Source organism: Stenotrophomonas maltophilia (genome assembly GCF_013464915.1).
In the GTDB taxonomy this organism is placed as follows: Bacteria; Pseudomonadota; Gammaproteobacteria; order Xanthomonadales; family Xanthomonadaceae; genus Stenotrophomonas; species Stenotrophomonas maltophilia_AT.
This window is the reverse complement of record NZ_RAVT01000024.1, coordinates 56,386-72,331: the sequence shown is the minus strand read 5'-3', so window position 1 is coordinate 72,331 and position 15,946 is coordinate 56,386. Positions and strand designations below refer to the sequence as shown.

Genomic DNA, 15,946 nt, shown 5'->3' with positions numbered 1-15,946 from the left:
GCCATGTCGTTGCGATCCACTGCCAAGCGCTGGACCTATCTGCTGCACCGCTGGCTGGGCATCGGCGGATGCCTGTTGATGCTGCTGTGGTTCGTCAGCGGCATGGTGATGCTGTTCATCGGCTACCCGAAGTTGACGCCCGGCGAACGGCTGGCGTCGTTGCCGGTGCTGGGTGATGCAAGGGATTGGCGAGGACTGTCGGCGCTGCCGGAAGCTGTACGGGCCGAGCCGGAAGCCGTGGCCCTGACCACGGTGGGCGGTGAAGCGGCGTATGTGGTGCGCAGCGGCAGCAACGTCGGTGCGTGGTCGGTACGGACCGGCCAGGCGCTGCTGCCGGTTTCCGCGCAGCGCGCCGAAGCGTCGGCCGCGCAGTTCGCCGGTGGGCAGGCCTTCGTTGGCGCGATGCGCGTGGACGAGGACCGCTGGACCCATTCGCGCGCGCTGGACGCGCATCGGCCGCTGTACCGGGTCGAGGTGGGCGGCGCGCAGCCGGGGGATGTGTATGTGTCCTCGCACACCGGCGAAGTGGTGCTGGATGCGCCGCGCGTGCAGCAGCGCTGGAACTACGTGGGCGCGTGGCTGCACTGGCTGTACTTCCTGCGCATGCAGTCGGTCGATCCGGTGTGGACGTGGGTGGTGATCGTGCTCTCAGCGCTGTGCACGGTGGCGGCAATCAGCGGCATCGTGGTGGGTGTGTGGCGCTGGCGCTTCCGTGGGCGCTACCGCACTGGCGCGAAGACGCCGTATGTCGAGCCGTGGATGCGCTGGCACCACCTGATCGGGTTGGTGGCAGCGGCATTCGTGTTCACCTGGATCTTCAGCGGCCTGATGTCGATGAATCCGCTGGGGATCTTCAGCAGCACGCGCGATGCTGTGGACGCCGAGCGCTATCGCGGTGGCGCGGCAGCCGTGGATGGAATGCTGGGTGAACCTGCAGCGCTGCTGGCGGCGGCGGGCGCCCACAACTTCAGGCCGGTGGAGATGCAGTGGCGGCGCATCGGCGGCGAACTGTTCGCCGTGCTGCTGGATGGACGGGGCGATACCCGCATCGTGTCCAGTGCAGATGGAGAGCTGCGGGTCTTGCGGCAACTGCCTGCGGGCTGGCTGCAGCAGATGGCCCGCGCGATGTCTGATGCGCCGATGCAGGCCTTCTCGGTCCAGCGGGCGCCGGACGCGTACTTCTATCCGCGCGCACCCGAAGCGATGAACGGTGCAGCCGTACGCCGCTTCCCGGTGGCCGTGGCGGACTTCGGTGATGCCGAGGCGACGCGTGTCTATCTCGACCTGGCCACCGGCGATCCGCTGCTGACGATGGGACATCGCGAGCGTGTCGGGCGCTGGCTGTTCTACTTCCTGCACAGCTGGGACCTGCCGGCGATGCTGCGCTTGGACAGCACCCGGTTGGCTGTGTTGCTGCTGTTGAGCGTTGCGGGTACGGCGTTGTGCGCGACGGCCGTGGTGATTGGCTACCGCCGGTTGAGGATGAAGTTGCGGCGCAGGCGGCGCTGATGCCAAAAACTACATCCGCAGCCAACGGGTGGACACCGCCACCAGCAGCAAGGCCATGCCCACGCCGATGAACGCGGCGATCAGACCGAAATGATTGGCGGCAAAGCCGATCAGTGCTGGGCCAGCGAGGATGCCGGCAAAGCCCAGCGTGGAAACGGCGGTGATCGCCAGCGCGCCGGGCATGCGGTTCTGGTGGCCGGCCAGCGAGAACAGCGCCGGTGCAATGTTGGCGCAGCCGAGGCCGACCAGCACGTATCCGGCCAACGACATCTGCCACGGCGTGACCAGGGTCAGCACCAGCACGCCGGTGGCAGCGAGCAGAGCACCGAACACGATCGCGCGCTGGCGTCCCATGCGCGCCACCAGTGCATCGCCGAACAGGCGGGCGACGGTCATGGTCAGGGTGAAGGTCACATAGCCGATGCCTGCCAGGCTGGCATCGACACGACGTATATCGGTGAGGAATACCGCGCTCCAGTCCAGCATCGCGCCTTCACCCAGGAAGGCGACGAAGGCCAGTACGCCGATGAACAGCACAATGCCATGCGGCATGGCCAGCATCGGGGTGTCATGGGGCATGCGCCCGCTGTGCCAGTACGACGCCGACAGCAGCATCACCAGCAGCATGGCAGCAACGCCGATCAGTACCGATGCCAGCGGTGGCAGCTGCGCGGACATCAGCACGGTCATGGTGGCCGCACCGAGGAATCCGCCGATGCTGAAGAAGGCATGGAAGCCGGACATCATCACCCGTCGTGCCTCGCGCTCGACGATCACCGCCTGTACGTTCATCGTGCAGTCCATCGCGCCCACGGCGGCACCGAATACGAACAACACCAGCCCCAGCGCCCACGCCGAACCGGCCAATGCCAGGCCGGGAACGGTCAGGCAGATCAGCAGGCTGCTGGCCACCATCACCCGGCGGCAGCCGAGGCGCGCGGCCAGCACGCCGGACAAGGGCATCGCCAGCAGCGAACCCGCTCCGAGGCAGAGCAGTACCAGCCCCAGCGTGGCGTCGTTGATGCCGGTGCGCGCCTTGGCGAACGGCACCAGGGTGGCCCACAGTGCGGTGGCGAAGCCGGGAATGAAGAATGCAGCGCGGGTCGCGTGCTGTTCGGCACGCGCGCGGTTGGCGAGGGACATTGGAGGTGCGCTCAGGGCGGAGTGGGGTGTACCGCGATACCGGCGGCGCGGAAGCGCGCGGCCAGTGCGGGCGGTGCCGAGGTGGTCAGCACCAGATCGTCGATCTCGTCCAGGCTGGCGATCTGCCAGTGGCCGCGGGCACCAAGCTTTTCCGTGGTGGCGGCGACGATGATGCGGCTGCTGCAGGCCACCATCGCGCGTTTGAGCGTGGCTTCCTCGGCATCCATCGCCCACACGCCGGTGTCGCCGTCCACCGCGCACGGGCCGGGCAGGTACACGTCGGCACGCAGGCGCTGGACCTGGGCCAGCGCTTCGGCGCCGACCGCGCCCCCCCCGCTGGCCAGGCGGCCGCCGATCAGCTGCACGGAGGTGCCCTCATGCAGGCTGGCGGCGGTGGCGATCTGTGGGGCGTTGGTGATCACCGTCAGCCCGAGGGCGGCGGGCAGCTGCTGGGAAATGGCCAGGTTGGTCGAACCGGCATCGAGCAGTACGACCTGACCGGGTTGCAGCAGCGCGCAGACGCGCGCGGCCAGCTCGGCCTTGTCGCTGCGGTCGCGGGTCAGGCGCTCGCGCAGCGGGCGTTCCTTCGGTGGCGGCAATACAGCGCCCCCGTAGACGCGCTGGCACAGGCCCTGGGCAGCCAGTTCGCGCAGGTCTCGGCGGATTGAATCTTCGGAAACGGCGTAGCGGCGCGCCAGGTCGGCGGCGACCACGCGGCCCTGCTGGCGCAGTTCGTCGAGGATCTGCAGGGTGCGCTGGGCGGGGAGGGGGCTGGGATCGGAGCTCATGCTGCAAGTCTGCACGTTCATGCATAAACGTGCAACAACGTGCATATGCTGCGAATGGACGCGAGGCGGCGACGGGTGTACCCGCGATCTGAGGCCGCGGGCCTTTGGATCGCCTGCGATGCCCGGCATCATGGCGTGGCCCCTGGCATGGAATTCCCGATGTCCCCCACCGTTCACCGCAAGCTGCGCATCGGCGCAGACCAGTACACCGGCCAGAAAGTGGTCGACCAGCAGTTCCACGAATGCGATTTCTCCGGCGCTGACCTCACCGCCACCGAGTTCATCAACTGCAGCTTCTATGACGCCGACACCCGCGCGGGCTGCCGCTTCAATGGCGCCACGCTGAAGGAAGCCAGCTTCCGCAGCTGCGACATCAGCATGTGCTACTTCAGTTTCATCAAGGCGCTGGGCCTGGAGATCAGCGAGTGCCGCGCGCAGGGCGCTGATTTCAGCAACGCCAGCTTCATGAACCAGATCACCACGCGCAGCTGGTTCTGCAGTGCCTTCATCAAGAAGTCGAACCTGCGCTACGCCAATTTTTCGCGGGTGACGCTGGAAAAGTGCGAGCTGTGGGAGAACCGTTGGGATGGCGCGAATGTGAGCGGTGCCAGCTTCGCAGGATCGGACCTGTCCGGCGGCCAGTTCGAGGGCATCGACTGGAACAGCGCCAACTTCACCGACTGCAACCTGACCAACTCTGAGCTGGGCGAGCTGGACCTGCGCAGCACCAACCTGCGCGGGGCCACGCTGGATGTGCAGCAGGTGGCGCTGTTGATGCAGCGCATCGGCATTACCGTGGTGCCGTAGGCATCATCCGGCGTACGCCACCCAGCCCTTGAAGCTGAAGCCGGCATAGAACAGTTCCACACCGTCGAAGCCGGCCTCCTGCAGTAGCGCAACCTCCTGCTCGGGCGACAGCAACGGCAATCGCTCGGCAATGGCGTCGATCGCGCGCTGCGCATCGGCGTGGGCAACCCCCGAGGCTTCGGCGAACGCCGCGTAGCGCTGCAACCAGCGCAGCTTGCCGGCCGGGTCCTGCGGCACGCTGTGGTGGGCCACCACCAGTGGCGCACCCGGATGCAGGCGCCTGCGCAGCTCGCGCAGTGTGTGCAGGCGCTGCGCGGTATCGAGGAAGTGCAGGGTCAACAGGCAGCTGGCGCCGTCGAAGCGCCCATCGGGCGCATCGTCGATATAGCCTTCCAGCAACTGCACGCGCGACATCAGCGGACCCAGTGTCTGCTCGGCCAGGGCCAGCATCGGCGCGGCCGGGTCGACCCCCAGCAGCTGCCAGCCCGGCTGCGCCTCGGCAAAGGCCTTCAGTTCCAACCCGCCACCGGCACCCAGCACCAGCACGCGGCCCTGCGCAGGGACACGTTCGGCCAGCAGCAGCCGGCTCATCTGCTGCAACGCGAGGAAGCCCGGCACCTGGCGCAGCGGCGCTTCGGCATAGCGGGCCACCGCCTGCGGGTCGGAGAACGTGGACATGCGCGGATTCCTGCGGAGGGCGACATACCACTGTAGCGCGGCGCGCAAGAGGCATTGCCCGCCGCTGCCGCACGGGCGGGACAGGGCTCACGCCGCTGCGGCCTCAAGCACGTCTTCCAGCCGCACCTCGCCGAGGAATCCACCAGCGCTGGTTGCCGGCTGCTGCGCTTCGATGGCGTGGGCGAACTGCACGCCGGCGTCGTCCTGCAGGCGCTCGAACAGCTGCTGCACCCTTGGGAACTCGCGACGATCGACCACCTGGTGATAGTCGTTCCAGCGCGCGATGCCTGCGAAGTAGGCGTCGGCAAAGCTGCGCTGTTCGCCCAGCAGCCACGGGCCCGTGCCGATCATCTGCTCCAGCGCCTGGTGGGCGTGGCGCACCTTGGTCGTGCCATAGGCACGCAGCGCCTCGCCTTCATCGCCTTCCGCATGCTCCAGTGCGTGCCAGAGCGGCGCATAGGCACCGAAGAAACTGGTGTTGAGATAGGCCAGCCGATGGTTGAGGCGATCGAAGCCGGAGGTGCCCTGTGCGAAGCCCAGCCCCTGCGCGATGCCCTTCGCGGCCAGGTGGTTGAGGATGGCCAGGCTCTCGCTGAGCAGCTCACCCTGTGCGGTTCGCAGCGTCGGGGTTTCGCCCAGTGGATTGAGGCGGCGGTAGTCCTCGCCCTGCACCTGGCCGGGCATCTCGATGCGGCACAGTTGATACGGCTGGCGCAGCCACTCCAGCGCGATGATGGAGCCGAACGAGCAGCCCGAGGGCACGCCGTAGAAGAGGATCGGGGTCATGGCAGGTTTCCGGTTCGAGCCGCGATGCGGCGGGTGAGGAAAGCGTGCCCGCGTGGACATTGCCCCGGAAGCCGTCCGAATGGCATCCTGAAGTCCACATATGTGGACGTTGCACATGCTCAACCTCAACGATCTGGCCCTGTTCGTAACTGCGGTGGAGCAGGGCGGTTTCGCCGCAGGCGGGCGCCATCTGGGCCTGCCACGCTCGACCCTGAGCAAGCGCGTGGCGCTGCTGGAAGAACAACTTCAGGTGCGGCTGCTGCAACGCAGTTCGCGCCGCTTCGCATTGACCGAGGTCGGCCAGGAGTTCTTCGAGCGCGCGCGCGCAGCGTTGTCTGAGGTCGAGGCCGCCGAGGCCATCGTCCGCGACCGCCAGGCCGAACCCAGCGGCACCGTACGCATCAGCGCTTCGATTCCGGTGGTGCAGGGCGAGCTCGCCGCGTGCCTGCCTGTACTGGCCCGCCGCTATCCACGGCTGCGCATCGAAGTTGAAGTAAGTGATCGTTTTATCGATCTGGCTCAGGAGGGCATCGACATCGCCCTGCGCAGCCACTTCGGTCCGCTGCCCGATTCCGGGTTGGTGCAGCGCTTGCTGGGTAGCGAGCGCATCGTGCTGGTGGCGTCCCCTGGCTATCTGGCAGCCGCGCTGGCAGTGGATACGCCCGAGCAGCTACGTGCGCATGCCGGCCTGCTGACCGCCCGCCATGCAACGCGCTGGACGCTGCACGGCCCCGACGCCCGCACCGTGCAGGTGGAGCCGCAGGTGGCGCTGGTCGGCAATGAATCGCAGCTGCTGATCGCAGCAGCCGAAGCGGGTCTTGGCATCACCGTGTTGCCACACAGCCTGTGTGCCGCAGCCCTTGCCGCCGGCCGCCTGCAGCAGGTGCTGCCGGCGTGGCATGCCGGCGAAGTGACCACCAGCGTGCTGTTGCCGCATCGTCGCGGCCAGTTGCCGGGCGTGCGTGTGGTGGTGGATGCGCTGGTCGCGCATTACCAGCTCAACGCAGCGCGCGCGCCAGTACCTGCCAGATCCTCGGGTCCTGGCACTGCGAGACGTTGAAGCGCACATAGTCGGCCGCGCGCTGCGACTGGCTGAAGGCGTTGCCCGGCGCCAGCACGATGCCTTCGCGCAGGCATTGCCGTGCCAGCGCAGCGGCGTCGCGGCCATCGGGAAGCTGGCACCAGAGGAACAGGCCGGCTTCCGGTTGCAGCCACGGGGTGATGCCCAGCGCGTGCAGTTTCCGCAGTGTGTGCCGGCGCGCATCGGCCAGGCGCGAGCGCACCGATTGCATGTGGCGGCGATAGCCACTGTCGGTCAGCGCGATGTGCATCAACTGCATCGCCAGGTGGCCGCCGCCGAAGCTGGTGGCCAGCTTCAGGTCGGTCAGCGCTTCGATCCAGTCGTGGCGTGCCGCGATGTAGCCACAGCGCGAAGCGGCCGACAGGGTCTTGGAGAAACTGCCGACGTGGATCACCCGCGACAGCCCATCCAGCGCAGCAAGACGCGGTGCCGGCTGCAGTTCGAAGTCGGCGAAGATGTCGTCCTCGACAATGATCAGCTCGCTGCGTTCGGCCAGTCCCAGCAGCCGATGCGCGGTGCTGGCCGATAGCGCCGCGCCGGTCGGGTTGTGCAGGCCCGAATTGGTGATGTACAGCCGCGGCGAATGTGCCTGCAACGCCTGAGCGAACGCGTCCAGGTCCGGGCCAGCGTGCGTGTAGGGCACACCCACCGCCTGCACCTGGTGCGCCTTCAGCAGGGCGTGGTAGTTGAAATAGCTCGGGTCGTCGACCAGCACGCAGTCACCGGGCTTGAGCAGGAAACGGCAGATCAGGTCGACTGCGTGCGTCCCGGATTCGGTCAGCAGGATCTGCTCCATCGGTGCGTCGATGCCCAGCGCAGCTGCGCGTCGCTGCAGTAGATGGCGCAACGGTGGAAGGCCGAGCGGGCCGGCGTAGTCGACCAGGTGCGGAGCATCGCCGCGCGCCAGCCGACGCAGGCCGCGGCGCACGCCGTCGTGGTACAGCCAGTCGCTGGGCATCCAGCCGCAGCCCGGCTTGAGGTGCCCAGGCGGCGTTTCCAGCGATTGCCGCGACACCCACAGCGGGTCCACCGCGCGGTCCAGGCGTGGTTCCATTTCGGCCAGCGCCAGCGGTGCGGCCGGTCCACTGACATAGAAACCGGAACCGGCACGCGCGCTGATCAGCCCTTCAGCGGCGAGGCGCTCGTAGGCCTCGACCACGGTGGAGACCGACACGCCCATCGCCGCCGCCTGCGCGCGTACCGAGGGCAGGCGCGATCCGGCGCCATCCACCCGCGTGCCGATGCGGGTGCGGACGGTCTGGATGACCGATTCGATACGTGTGAGCGGGCGTGTCATGGTGAAAGTGTGCTGGAAGTGTGGGCAGTACAGTTATTTGAAGCTGTACTGGATTGTAGCTGGGGAGCGCGGGCCACAGGTGCTTCCATGGAGATCCCGCCGGGCACCGCCCGGCCTCCCAGGAGTACAGGCGTGGAACGGTCGGCGAGTGGTTGGATCAATGGCTTCATCGGTGTGGTGATCTTTGCGGGCTCGTTGCCGGCCACCCGCCTGGCAGTGCTGCAGCTGGACGCCGGGTTCGTCACCGCCGCACGCGCCACCATCGCCGCCGTACTCGGCCTCGGCCTGTTGCTGCTGTTGCGCCAACCCTTTCCGCGGCGCAGCGACCTGCCCGGCTTGGCGGTGGTCAGCCTCGGCGTGGCGGTCGGCTTCCCGCTGCTGACCGCGCTTGCCCTGCGCCATGCCTCGTCAGCGCACACCATCGTGTTCCTCGGCCTGTTGCCGCTGAGTACTGCGGTGTTCGGCGTGCTGCGCGGTGGCGATCGGCCGCGCCCGGCGTTCTGGCTGTTCTCGCTGCTGGGCAGTGCCTGCGTGGTCGGCTATGCCGCGCGCAACGGCATTGAAGCCTCGCTGCAGGCCGACCTTCTGATGCTGGCGGCGATCGTGGTGTGTGGACTGGGCTACGCGGAAGGCGGTCGGCTCGCCCGCCATCTCGGCGGCTGGCAGGTGATCAGCTGGGCGCTGCTGCTGGCACTGCCGGTGATGCTGCCGCTGACGGTGCTGATGCGCCCGCCCTCGTTCACCGCGGTCGGTCCGTCGGCGTGGTGGGCGTTGGGCTACGTGGCGGTGTTCAGCATGCTGATCGGCTTCCTGTTCTGGTACCGCGGGCTGGCCCAGGGCGGCATCGCCGCCGTCGGCCAACTGCAGCTGCTGCAACCGTTCTTCGGCCTGGCCCTGGCGGCACTGTTGCTGCATGAAGCGGTCAGCCTCAGCATGGTGCTGGTGACCGTGGTCGCGGTGATCTGCGTGGCCGGCGCCCGCCGCTTCAGCCGCTGAAAAAAGGGGACGGAGGGGATTAAGTCGTTTCAGGCACAGAAGGGCCGATCATGACTTGATCCCCTCCGTCCCCTTTTCCGCGCCGTTGCGGAACAGATGCGCAACGGCATAGTCGATGAACACCCGCAGCCGTGCGCTGGGGTGGCGCCCACCGGGCCATAGCAGCGAGAACTGCCCTTTGTGTGTGGGCAGTGCAGGCAGCACCTGTTGCAGGCGGCCATCGGCCAGCGCGTCGGCCGCGAGGAAGTCTGGCATCCAGGCCAGGCCCATGCAGCCGATGGCGGCGGCCAGCACTGCTTCCATGTTGTTGCAGGTCATCGCCGTCGGAAGGCGCGCGCCGGCATCGCCTTCCACCCCCGGCAGCTGCCAGGGATGCAGCTTCCCGGTAGTCGGGTAGCGGAAGCGCAGAGCCGCATGCATGCGCAGATCGCCCACATCGCCGGGAATGCCGTGCGCCTGCAGATAGCCAGGCGCTGCACAGAGCATGAAACGGAAGCCGCCCAGCCGCCGTGCGGTCAGGCTGGAATCGGCCAGTTCACCGCTACGTATCACCGCGTCGAGGCCTTCGCTGACCACATCGACGATGCGGTCATTGAAGTCCAGCTCCAGCTGCACCTGCGGGTAGCGCTGCTGGAAGCCGGGCAGTACCGGCAACAGGAAGCGGTAGCCGATGGTGGGCAGGCCGATGCGCAGCAGTCCACTTGGGGCGTGCTGTCGTTGCGCCAGATCCGCCTGTGCTTCGGAAAGCTCGTCCAGTGCACGCCGGCAGCGCTGCAGCAGCAGTTCGCCTTCGTCGGTGAGGTGCACGCGGCGGGTGGTGCGATGGAACAGGCGGGTGCCGAGTTCCTGCTCAAGGCGGGCGATACGCTTGCCGACCGCCGAGGCGGACAGGCCGAGCACGCGGGCGGCGCCGACGATGCTGCCCGCCTCGGCGGTACGGACGAAGGCAAGCAGGGCGGAGATGGAGTCCATGCAGTCATGATTGCGGAACATTGCGCCGCAATCAACGTCCATCGGGCCTGTTTTTCAGGAATAGCGGCCTGTCCATCATCAATGTCCCTGATGGATGGAGGCCCGCATGGCCCCGGTTTCGATACTCCCTGTACCTGTCCGCACGCAGCAGCACTGGACGCTGCTTGCGGTCTGCCTGGCCGCGCTGGCGCTGCCGTTGTCCTTTTCGGCCGGTGCCGTCGCGGTGCCGGTGCTGGCCCGTTCCGCGGCGGCCTCGCCCACTGCGCTGGCCTGGGTGACCAATGCCTTCATGCTCACCTTCGGCAGCCTGCTGCTTGCTGCCGGTGGCCTGGCCGACCGCTATGGCCGTCGGCGGATGTTCCTGCTGGGCACGTCGGGTTTCACCGCCGCTACGACCGCTGCATGCCTGGCCCCGACGCTGCTGTGGCTGGATCTGGCGCGCGGCCTGCAGGGCGTTGCCGCCGCCGCCGCGCTGGCCTCGGGCACGGCGGCGCTGGCGCAGGGCTGGCAGGGGCCGAAGCGCGCCCGTGTCTTCGCCCTGCTGGGCACGACGTTCGGTGCGGGACTGGCGCTTGGGCCGTTGCTGGCGGGCCTGCTGCTGCAGTCACTGGGCTGGCGCAGCGTGTTTGCTGCAGGCGGTGTGCTGACGTTGGCGGCCTTCGCACTGGGCGCGCGCGCGTTGCCCGAAAGCCATGGCGAACGCGGGCGGCTGGATGTCGGCGGCATGCTGGGCTTCAGCCTGATGCTGGCGGCATTGACCCTGGCCCTGCTGTGGCTGGGCGAATTCGGCGTGCACGCCGTGCGCGTGCAACTGGCCTTGCTCGCCACGCTGTTGCTCGGTGCAGTGTTCATCGGCATCGAACGGATGCATCCATTGCCGTTGCTGGACCTCTCGCTGTTCTCGCAACCGGCGTTCCTGGGCGTCCAGCTGCTACCGGTGGCAACCTGCCTCGGCTACGTGGTGCTGCTGGTCGTGCTGCCGCTTCAACTCCTGGGCGTGCACGGGCAGAGCGCCACATGGGTTGGCCTGCAGATGCTGGCCCTGTCTGCGCCGATGCTGGTGCTGCCGCTACTGGCCGTGCGCTGGGCGGAACGGATCGGCAGCGCACGGCTGTGCACGCTTGGCCTGCTGGTGTGTGCGTGCGGACTGTATCTGTTGTCGCGGCATGCCGCCCATCCATCGCCTTCGCAGTGGATTCCCTGGCTGGTACTGATCGGTGCAGGTACGGCCCTGCCGTGGGGGCTGATGGATGGCCTGTCGGTGAGCGTGGTACCGGTGCAACGTGCGGGCATGGCGGCGGGCATCTTCGGAACCGTGCGGGTGGCCGGTGAAGGCATTGCACTGGCGGCCGTGACAGCAGTGCTGTCGCTGCTTGTCAGCGGGCATCTACAGGGAACGTCGCCTGCATTGCTGGCGCGCGCCGGTGCCTATCTGGCCACGGGTGCGCAGACACAGGCACAGGCTCTGCTGCCGTCGATGAGCAGTGGGCAGCTGCAGCACGCCAGTGCCGAGGCGCTGGTGGTGCTGCTGCGTCTGCTGGCACTGCTGACCGCCGCATGCGCGGTGCTGTTGCACCTGCTGCTGCGGCGGCCGGCAATGGCCGTGCTCAGAACCGATAGCTGATGGTGCCGGTGACCACGCGCGGATAGCCGGCGAAGCAGTCGCCGAAGGTGCGGCACGGCGCGTAGTAGCGCTTGTCGGTGAGGTTGGTGATGTTCAACGCCATCGTCCAGTCGGTCACCTGCACTTCCACCAATGCATCGGCCAGCGTGTAGCTGGGCGTGACGATGCGTCCGCCATTGCCCAGCGATACGGTGTTGCCGACGTGGCGCACGCCCAGGCCCAGGCGCAGGCGCGCGGCATCGTCCAGCTGGAAGCCCTTGGACACCCAGGCCGAGGCCAGGTCCTGCGGGGTGTCATTGAGGCGCTGGCCCACTTCCAGCGCGAAGTTGCTGCGGCTGACTTCGGCCTCGTTGCGCGCAACAGCGGCGGTGATCGTCAGGTCGTTGGCGAACTGGAACTGGCCTTCCAGCTCCACGCCCTTGGAGCGGATCTGCCCGGTCTGCACGACGTTCAGCACGTTGTCCGGATCGTTGGTCTGGCGGTTGGTTTCGGTGATGCGGTACGCGGCCATCGTCAGCAGCAGATTGCGCGCCGGTTGCCACTTGATGCCGGCCTCGGCCTGGCGGCCGCGCATCGGCTTGAAGGCCTGGCCGAACAGGTCCTGGCCGGCCACCGGCAGGAACGATTCGCTGTAGCTCAGGTAGGGCGACACGCCCGCGCCCAGTTCGCCGATCAGCCCGGCGCGATAGGTCGTCGCGTTGTCGGTCTGGCTGGGCTGGCCTTCGGTCTTCGAGCGCGCATGGTCGCGGCGCGCGCCCAGCACCAGCGACACGCGGTCGGCCCAGCGGATCTGGTCCTGCACGTACACGCCCAGCTGGGTGGAGGTCTGGTCGGGTTGCCGCTCCCAGCCGCGTACCGTGGGTGCCACCGACACCGGGGCGTAGATATCGATCGGTGTGCCGGTGGCATCCAGCCGCTGCAGCTGTTCCTTGTACTGGCTGTAGTCCACGCCGGCCAGCAGCAGATGCTGGAAGGCACCGGTGGCGAAATCGAACTGCAGCGCGTTGTCGGCGCTGAGGATCTGCACGTCCGGGCGGGTGCCGTAGGCGGTGCGGTTGACCACGCGGCGCGCGGCGTCGATGAACGGATCGGCCGGATTGCTGTAGCTGTCCACGTACATCTGCTGCAGCGTCGTCTTGCCGTCGATGTAGCGTACGGCCGAGCGCAGGCTGAGCACATCGTTGAAGCGGTGGTCGAACAGTGCGGTCAGGCTGTACACGCGCGAGTCGATACGATCGAAGTCGGGGTCACCGATGAAGGTGGAAGGATCCAGGCGGCGTCCGGGCGGGGCCAGCAGGGTCGCGGCCAGCGGCAGGAACTGCTGGCTGGAGCCGGTCCTGTCGCGCTGGTAGCTGGCCAGCAGGGTCAACGTAGTGCTTTCGCCACGCCAGCTGATCGACGGCGCCAGGTAGACGCGGTCGTCCTTCAATACATCGGTCTGCATGTTCGATTCACGCAGCAGCCCGACGAAGCGGCCGGCAAGCGTACCGGCATCGTTCAACGCGCCGCCGATGTCACCCTGCAGCTGCCTGCGGTCGAAACTGCCGAGCTGCACGCCGACCTCGCCGTTGAGGGCGCCGAAGGCCGGGCGCTTGCTCATTGCATTGATGATGCCGCCGGTGGCGCCGGCACCATACAGCACCGAGGACGGGCCGCGCAGCACTTCCACCCGCTCCAGGCCATAGATTTCCGGGCGGGCGAGGGGGCTGAAACCGTAGCTGCGGCGCAGGCCATCCTGGTACTGCACCGGGTCCAGGCCGCGCACCGAGGTGGCATCGTTGCGGGTATCCAGGCCCCAGGCATCAGCGGTGACGCCGGCGCTGTAGCGCAGCACTTCCTGCAGGTTGTGCGCGCCGCGATCGGTGAACAGCTGCTGGGTGACCACGCTGATCGCCTGTGGCGTCTCGGTCAGGGCGGTATCGGTCTTGGTTGCGGTGCTGGCCCGCTCGGCCACCACGGTCACTTTGTCCAATGTACGTGCCGCCGGGCCGTCCTGGGCGTGGGCGATGGCGGAGGCCAGCAGGGTGGGCAGGGCGAGCGCGTACAGCAGCGGGCGGTGCGGCGACAGGGCGGGCATCGTCAGGAATCCGGGAAGGCGGTGACGGCGGATTATCCGGATGCCTGCCCACAAATACAAATGATTCCCAAATGCGATTGAAAGGTCCGGACCTGGTGTCAGGGCAGCCCGTTCGAGGCGCCGCGGATGCTCAGCCAGGCGCCGCCGCCCGGGGCGCTGCCCGCACGCAGCCGGAAGCCGTGCAGGCCGGCGATGGCGGCCACGATCGACAGTCCCAGACCGAACCCCGGTCCCTGGCCGGCGCTGCTGCCGCCGCGGAAGAAGCGCTGGTAGATCAGCGAGCGATCCTGCGGCGGGATGCCGGGTCCATTGTCGATCACATCGATCCTCGGGGCGCCGTGATCGTCGACCGCACGCAGCAGGATGCGGCCGTGTGCAGGGGTGAACTGCAGGGCGTTGGACAGCAGGTTCGCCACCGCTTCGAACAGCAGCTCACGGTCGCCGCGCAGCGCGCCGACCTGTGGATCCACCTGCAGCTCCAGCAACTGCTGCTTCTCTTCGGCCAATGGCAGGTAGAACTGGTGCAGTTCCTGCAGCAGCTCGGCAAGGTCGACCTCGTCGAACGCCGAGCGCCGTTGGTGGCTTTCCAGTTCGGATACCCGCAGCAGCGCGGTGAAACGCGCCATCAGCATGTCCGTTTCAGCCAATGCCTTGTCCAGCGGGTCGGCATGGGGATCCTGTTCGTCCAGGCCGACCCGCATGCGGTACAGGTGTGCCCGCAGGCGGGTAAGCGGGGTGCGCAGATCATGGGCGATGCTGTCGCACACGCCTTTGACCTCGGTCATCAGCTGCTCGATGCGTTCGAGCATGGCATTGACGATGCTCGACAGCCGATCGATCTCGTCGCGGCGGTTGGATACCGGCAGGCGCTGACCGAGGTCACCGGCCACGATGCGGTTGGTGGCGGCTTCGATCTGCTGGATCCGCTTCAATGGGCGCCGGCGCAGCAGGTGCCAGCCCACCAGGCCGGGAATGACGGTCAGCGATACGCCCCACAACAGCGCATCGAGGATGATGCTGTTGACGGCAGTGAGCTTGCCGTTCTGGCGGACGAACACCAGCGTCCGCCCATCCCGGGTCGCCATGCCCAGCGCGCTACCGCCGCTGTCGTGCCTGCCACCGGCCAGCGTCCAACCCTGCACCGGATGCGAGCGGCCATCCAGTGGCAGCCCCTCGGGAATGGCGATCAGCGTGCCGCCCATGGGTGAACCGCGGCGGTCGAACAACCCGTAGGTGTACACCTGGTGCAGGTCGAAGCGCTGGCTGTCGCGCAATGCCTCATCCAGTGCCTGGCCGTCGAATGCCATGAACAGATGGGCGCGCTGCTGCAGGCCGGATTCGGTCAGGTCATTGAGGTAGTCCGAGATGCGCCAGTACATCACCCCCAGCAGCAGGCTCGACCAGGCGACGAACAGGATGCAGTACAACCCGAGCAGGCGGCTGCTGGACGAGCGCCATTGGTCAGGGGTGCGCATCGAAGACATAACCGGTTCCACGCACGGTGGTGATGGGTTGCGGGCGGCCCGGCTGCTCGATGCGTTTGCGGACACGACCGATGTGGACGTCGATCAGGTTGGTACCGGGGTCGAAGTGATAGCCCCAGACTTCCTGGAACAGCATGCTGCGGGTGACCACCTGGCCGGCATTGCGGACCAGGAATTCGAGCAGCTTGAACTCCGTCGGCAGCAGGCTGATCTCCTGCCCGCCACGCCGGGCAGAACGGGTCATCAGATCCAGTTCGAGGTCGCCGGCGCGCAGGACATTGTCTGCAGGGCCGGCCTGGCTCTGGCGACGGATCAATACCTCCACGCGGGCGGCCATCTCATCCGAGGCGAACGGCTTGGTCAGGTAATCGTCACCGCCTGCACGCAGGCCGCGCACGCGCTCGTCCACGTCCGACAGCGCGCTGATCATCAGTACGGGCGTGACGATACCTTCGCGCCGCAGGGCAGTGACCAGCGCCAGGCCATCGAGCCCGGGCAGCATGCGGTCCAGGGTGATCACCGCGTAGTCGCCCGCACGCGCCAATGCGAGGCCGGCAGTGCCATCAACGGCAACGTCGACCTCGAAGCCGTGGCTGCGCAGTTCGGTTGCGATTTCCTCCGCAGTGACAAGGTCGTCCTCGATGGTGAGTACGCGCGGCATGGGCCAGTGTGCAGGTTGGATGGCTGCCATCCTCGCAACCGCG

The 15,946-nt window shown here is 67.6% G+C and carries 14 protein-coding genes; 5 read left to right on the top strand and 9 right to left on the bottom strand.

Annotated features, from left to right (window positions below):
* Positions 1 to 3: 3 nt before the first annotated feature.
* Positions 4 to 1,509 carry a PepSY-associated TM helix domain-containing protein gene (locus tag D7T59_RS08840; RefSeq protein WP_180851401.1) on the top strand — a complete coding sequence of 502 codons (1,506 nt, stop codon included), beginning with the start codon at positions 4 to 6 and terminating at the stop codon, positions 1,507 to 1,509.
* Between the two features lie 9 nt (positions 1,510 to 1,518).
* Here D7T59_RS08840 and D7T59_RS08835 read toward each other — a convergent pair whose 3' ends face one another.
* Entirely contained in the window at positions 1,519 to 2,652 is a 1,134-nt protein-coding gene (locus D7T59_RS08835; protein ID WP_180851402.1) for an MFS transporter, read from the bottom strand.
* Positions 2,653 to 2,663: 11 nt separating this feature from the next.
* Positions 2,664 to 3,440: a DeoR/GlpR family DNA-binding transcription regulator gene (locus D7T59_RS08830; RefSeq protein ID WP_180851403.1), complete on the bottom strand. Its 777-nt coding sequence runs from the start codon at positions 3,438 to 3,440 to the stop codon at positions 2,664 to 2,666.
* A 159-nt stretch (positions 3,441 to 3,599) separates the two neighbouring features.
* Between D7T59_RS08830 and smqnr the strand changes: the two genes are divergently transcribed.
* On the top strand, positions 3,600 to 4,247 hold the full coding sequence (smqnr, locus tag D7T59_RS08825) for a SmQnr family pentapeptide repeat protein (protein ID WP_180851404.1): 648 nt from the start codon (positions 3,600 to 3,602) through the stop codon (positions 4,245 to 4,247).
* Between the two features lie 3 nt (positions 4,248 to 4,250).
* Here the strand turns inward: smqnr and D7T59_RS08820 are convergent, their stop codons facing one another.
* Positions 4,251 to 4,925, bottom strand: a complete 675-nt coding sequence (locus D7T59_RS08820; RefSeq protein ID WP_180851405.1) for a class I SAM-dependent methyltransferase — start codon at positions 4,923 to 4,925, stop codon at positions 4,251 to 4,253.
* An 87-nt stretch (positions 4,926 to 5,012) separates the two neighbouring features.
* On the bottom strand, positions 5,013 to 5,711 hold the full coding sequence (locus D7T59_RS08815; RefSeq protein WP_180851406.1) for a glutathione S-transferase family protein: 699 nt from the start codon (positions 5,709 to 5,711) through the stop codon (positions 5,013 to 5,015).
* A gap of 100 nt (positions 5,712 to 5,811) precedes the next feature.
* On the opposite strand from D7T59_RS08815, the gene D7T59_RS08810 reads away from it, so the two are divergent.
* Positions 5,812 to 6,771: a LysR substrate-binding domain-containing protein gene (locus D7T59_RS08810; protein WP_258012980.1), complete on the top strand. Its 960-nt coding sequence runs from the start codon at positions 5,812 to 5,814 to the stop codon at positions 6,769 to 6,771.
* Here D7T59_RS08810 and D7T59_RS08805 read toward each other — a convergent pair.
* Positions 6,710 to 8,089: an aminotransferase-like domain-containing protein gene (locus tag D7T59_RS08805; RefSeq protein ID WP_180851407.1), complete on the bottom strand. Its 1,380-nt coding sequence runs from the start codon at positions 8,087 to 8,089 to the stop codon at positions 6,710 to 6,712. The genes D7T59_RS08810 and D7T59_RS08805 overlap by 62 nt on opposite strands.
* Positions 8,090 to 8,221: 132 nt before the next feature.
* Between D7T59_RS08805 and D7T59_RS08800 the strand changes: the two genes are divergently transcribed.
* The gene (locus tag D7T59_RS08800) at positions 8,222 to 9,085 is read left to right on the top strand and encodes an EamA family transporter (RefSeq protein ID WP_180851408.1); all 864 of its coding nucleotides are present in this window, start codon (positions 8,222 to 8,224) and stop codon (positions 9,083 to 9,085) included.
* Positions 9,086 to 9,133: 48 nt separating this feature from the next.
* Here D7T59_RS08800 and D7T59_RS08795 read toward each other — a convergent pair whose 3' ends face one another.
* Positions 9,134 to 10,057: a LysR family transcriptional regulator gene (locus D7T59_RS08795; protein WP_164136965.1), complete on the bottom strand. Its 924-nt coding sequence runs from the start codon at positions 10,055 to 10,057 to the stop codon at positions 9,134 to 9,136.
* 106 nt (positions 10,058 to 10,163) lie between these two features.
* Between D7T59_RS08795 and D7T59_RS08790 the strand changes: the two genes are divergently transcribed.
* Positions 10,164 to 11,681 carry an MFS transporter gene (locus D7T59_RS08790; protein ID WP_180851409.1) on the top strand — a complete coding sequence of 506 codons (1,518 nt, stop codon included), beginning with the start codon at positions 10,164 to 10,166 and terminating at the stop codon, positions 11,679 to 11,681.
* Here D7T59_RS08790 and D7T59_RS08785 read toward each other — a convergent pair.
* The 3 genes from D7T59_RS08785 to D7T59_RS08775 all read right to left on the bottom strand — a co-directional run bounded on the left by D7T59_RS08785 (position 11,665) and on the right by D7T59_RS08775 (position 15,903).
* Positions 11,665 to 13,758: a TonB-dependent siderophore receptor gene (locus tag D7T59_RS08785; RefSeq protein WP_180851410.1), complete on the bottom strand. Its 2,094-nt coding sequence runs from the start codon at positions 13,756 to 13,758 to the stop codon at positions 11,665 to 11,667. The two genes, D7T59_RS08790 and D7T59_RS08785, sit on opposite strands and share 17 nt — an antisense overlap.
* Positions 13,759 to 13,856: 98 nt before the next feature.
* Complete coding sequence (locus D7T59_RS08780) at positions 13,857 to 15,233, bottom strand: sensor histidine kinase (RefSeq protein ID WP_180851411.1); 1,377 nt, start codon at positions 15,231 to 15,233, stop codon at positions 13,857 to 13,859.
* Positions 15,220 to 15,903, bottom strand: a complete 684-nt coding sequence (locus D7T59_RS08775) for a response regulator transcription factor (RefSeq protein ID WP_180851412.1) — start codon at positions 15,901 to 15,903, stop codon at positions 15,220 to 15,222. Before D7T59_RS08775 ends, D7T59_RS08780 begins: the two co-directional genes overlap by 14 nt.
* Positions 15,904 to 15,946: the final 43 nt, after the last annotated feature.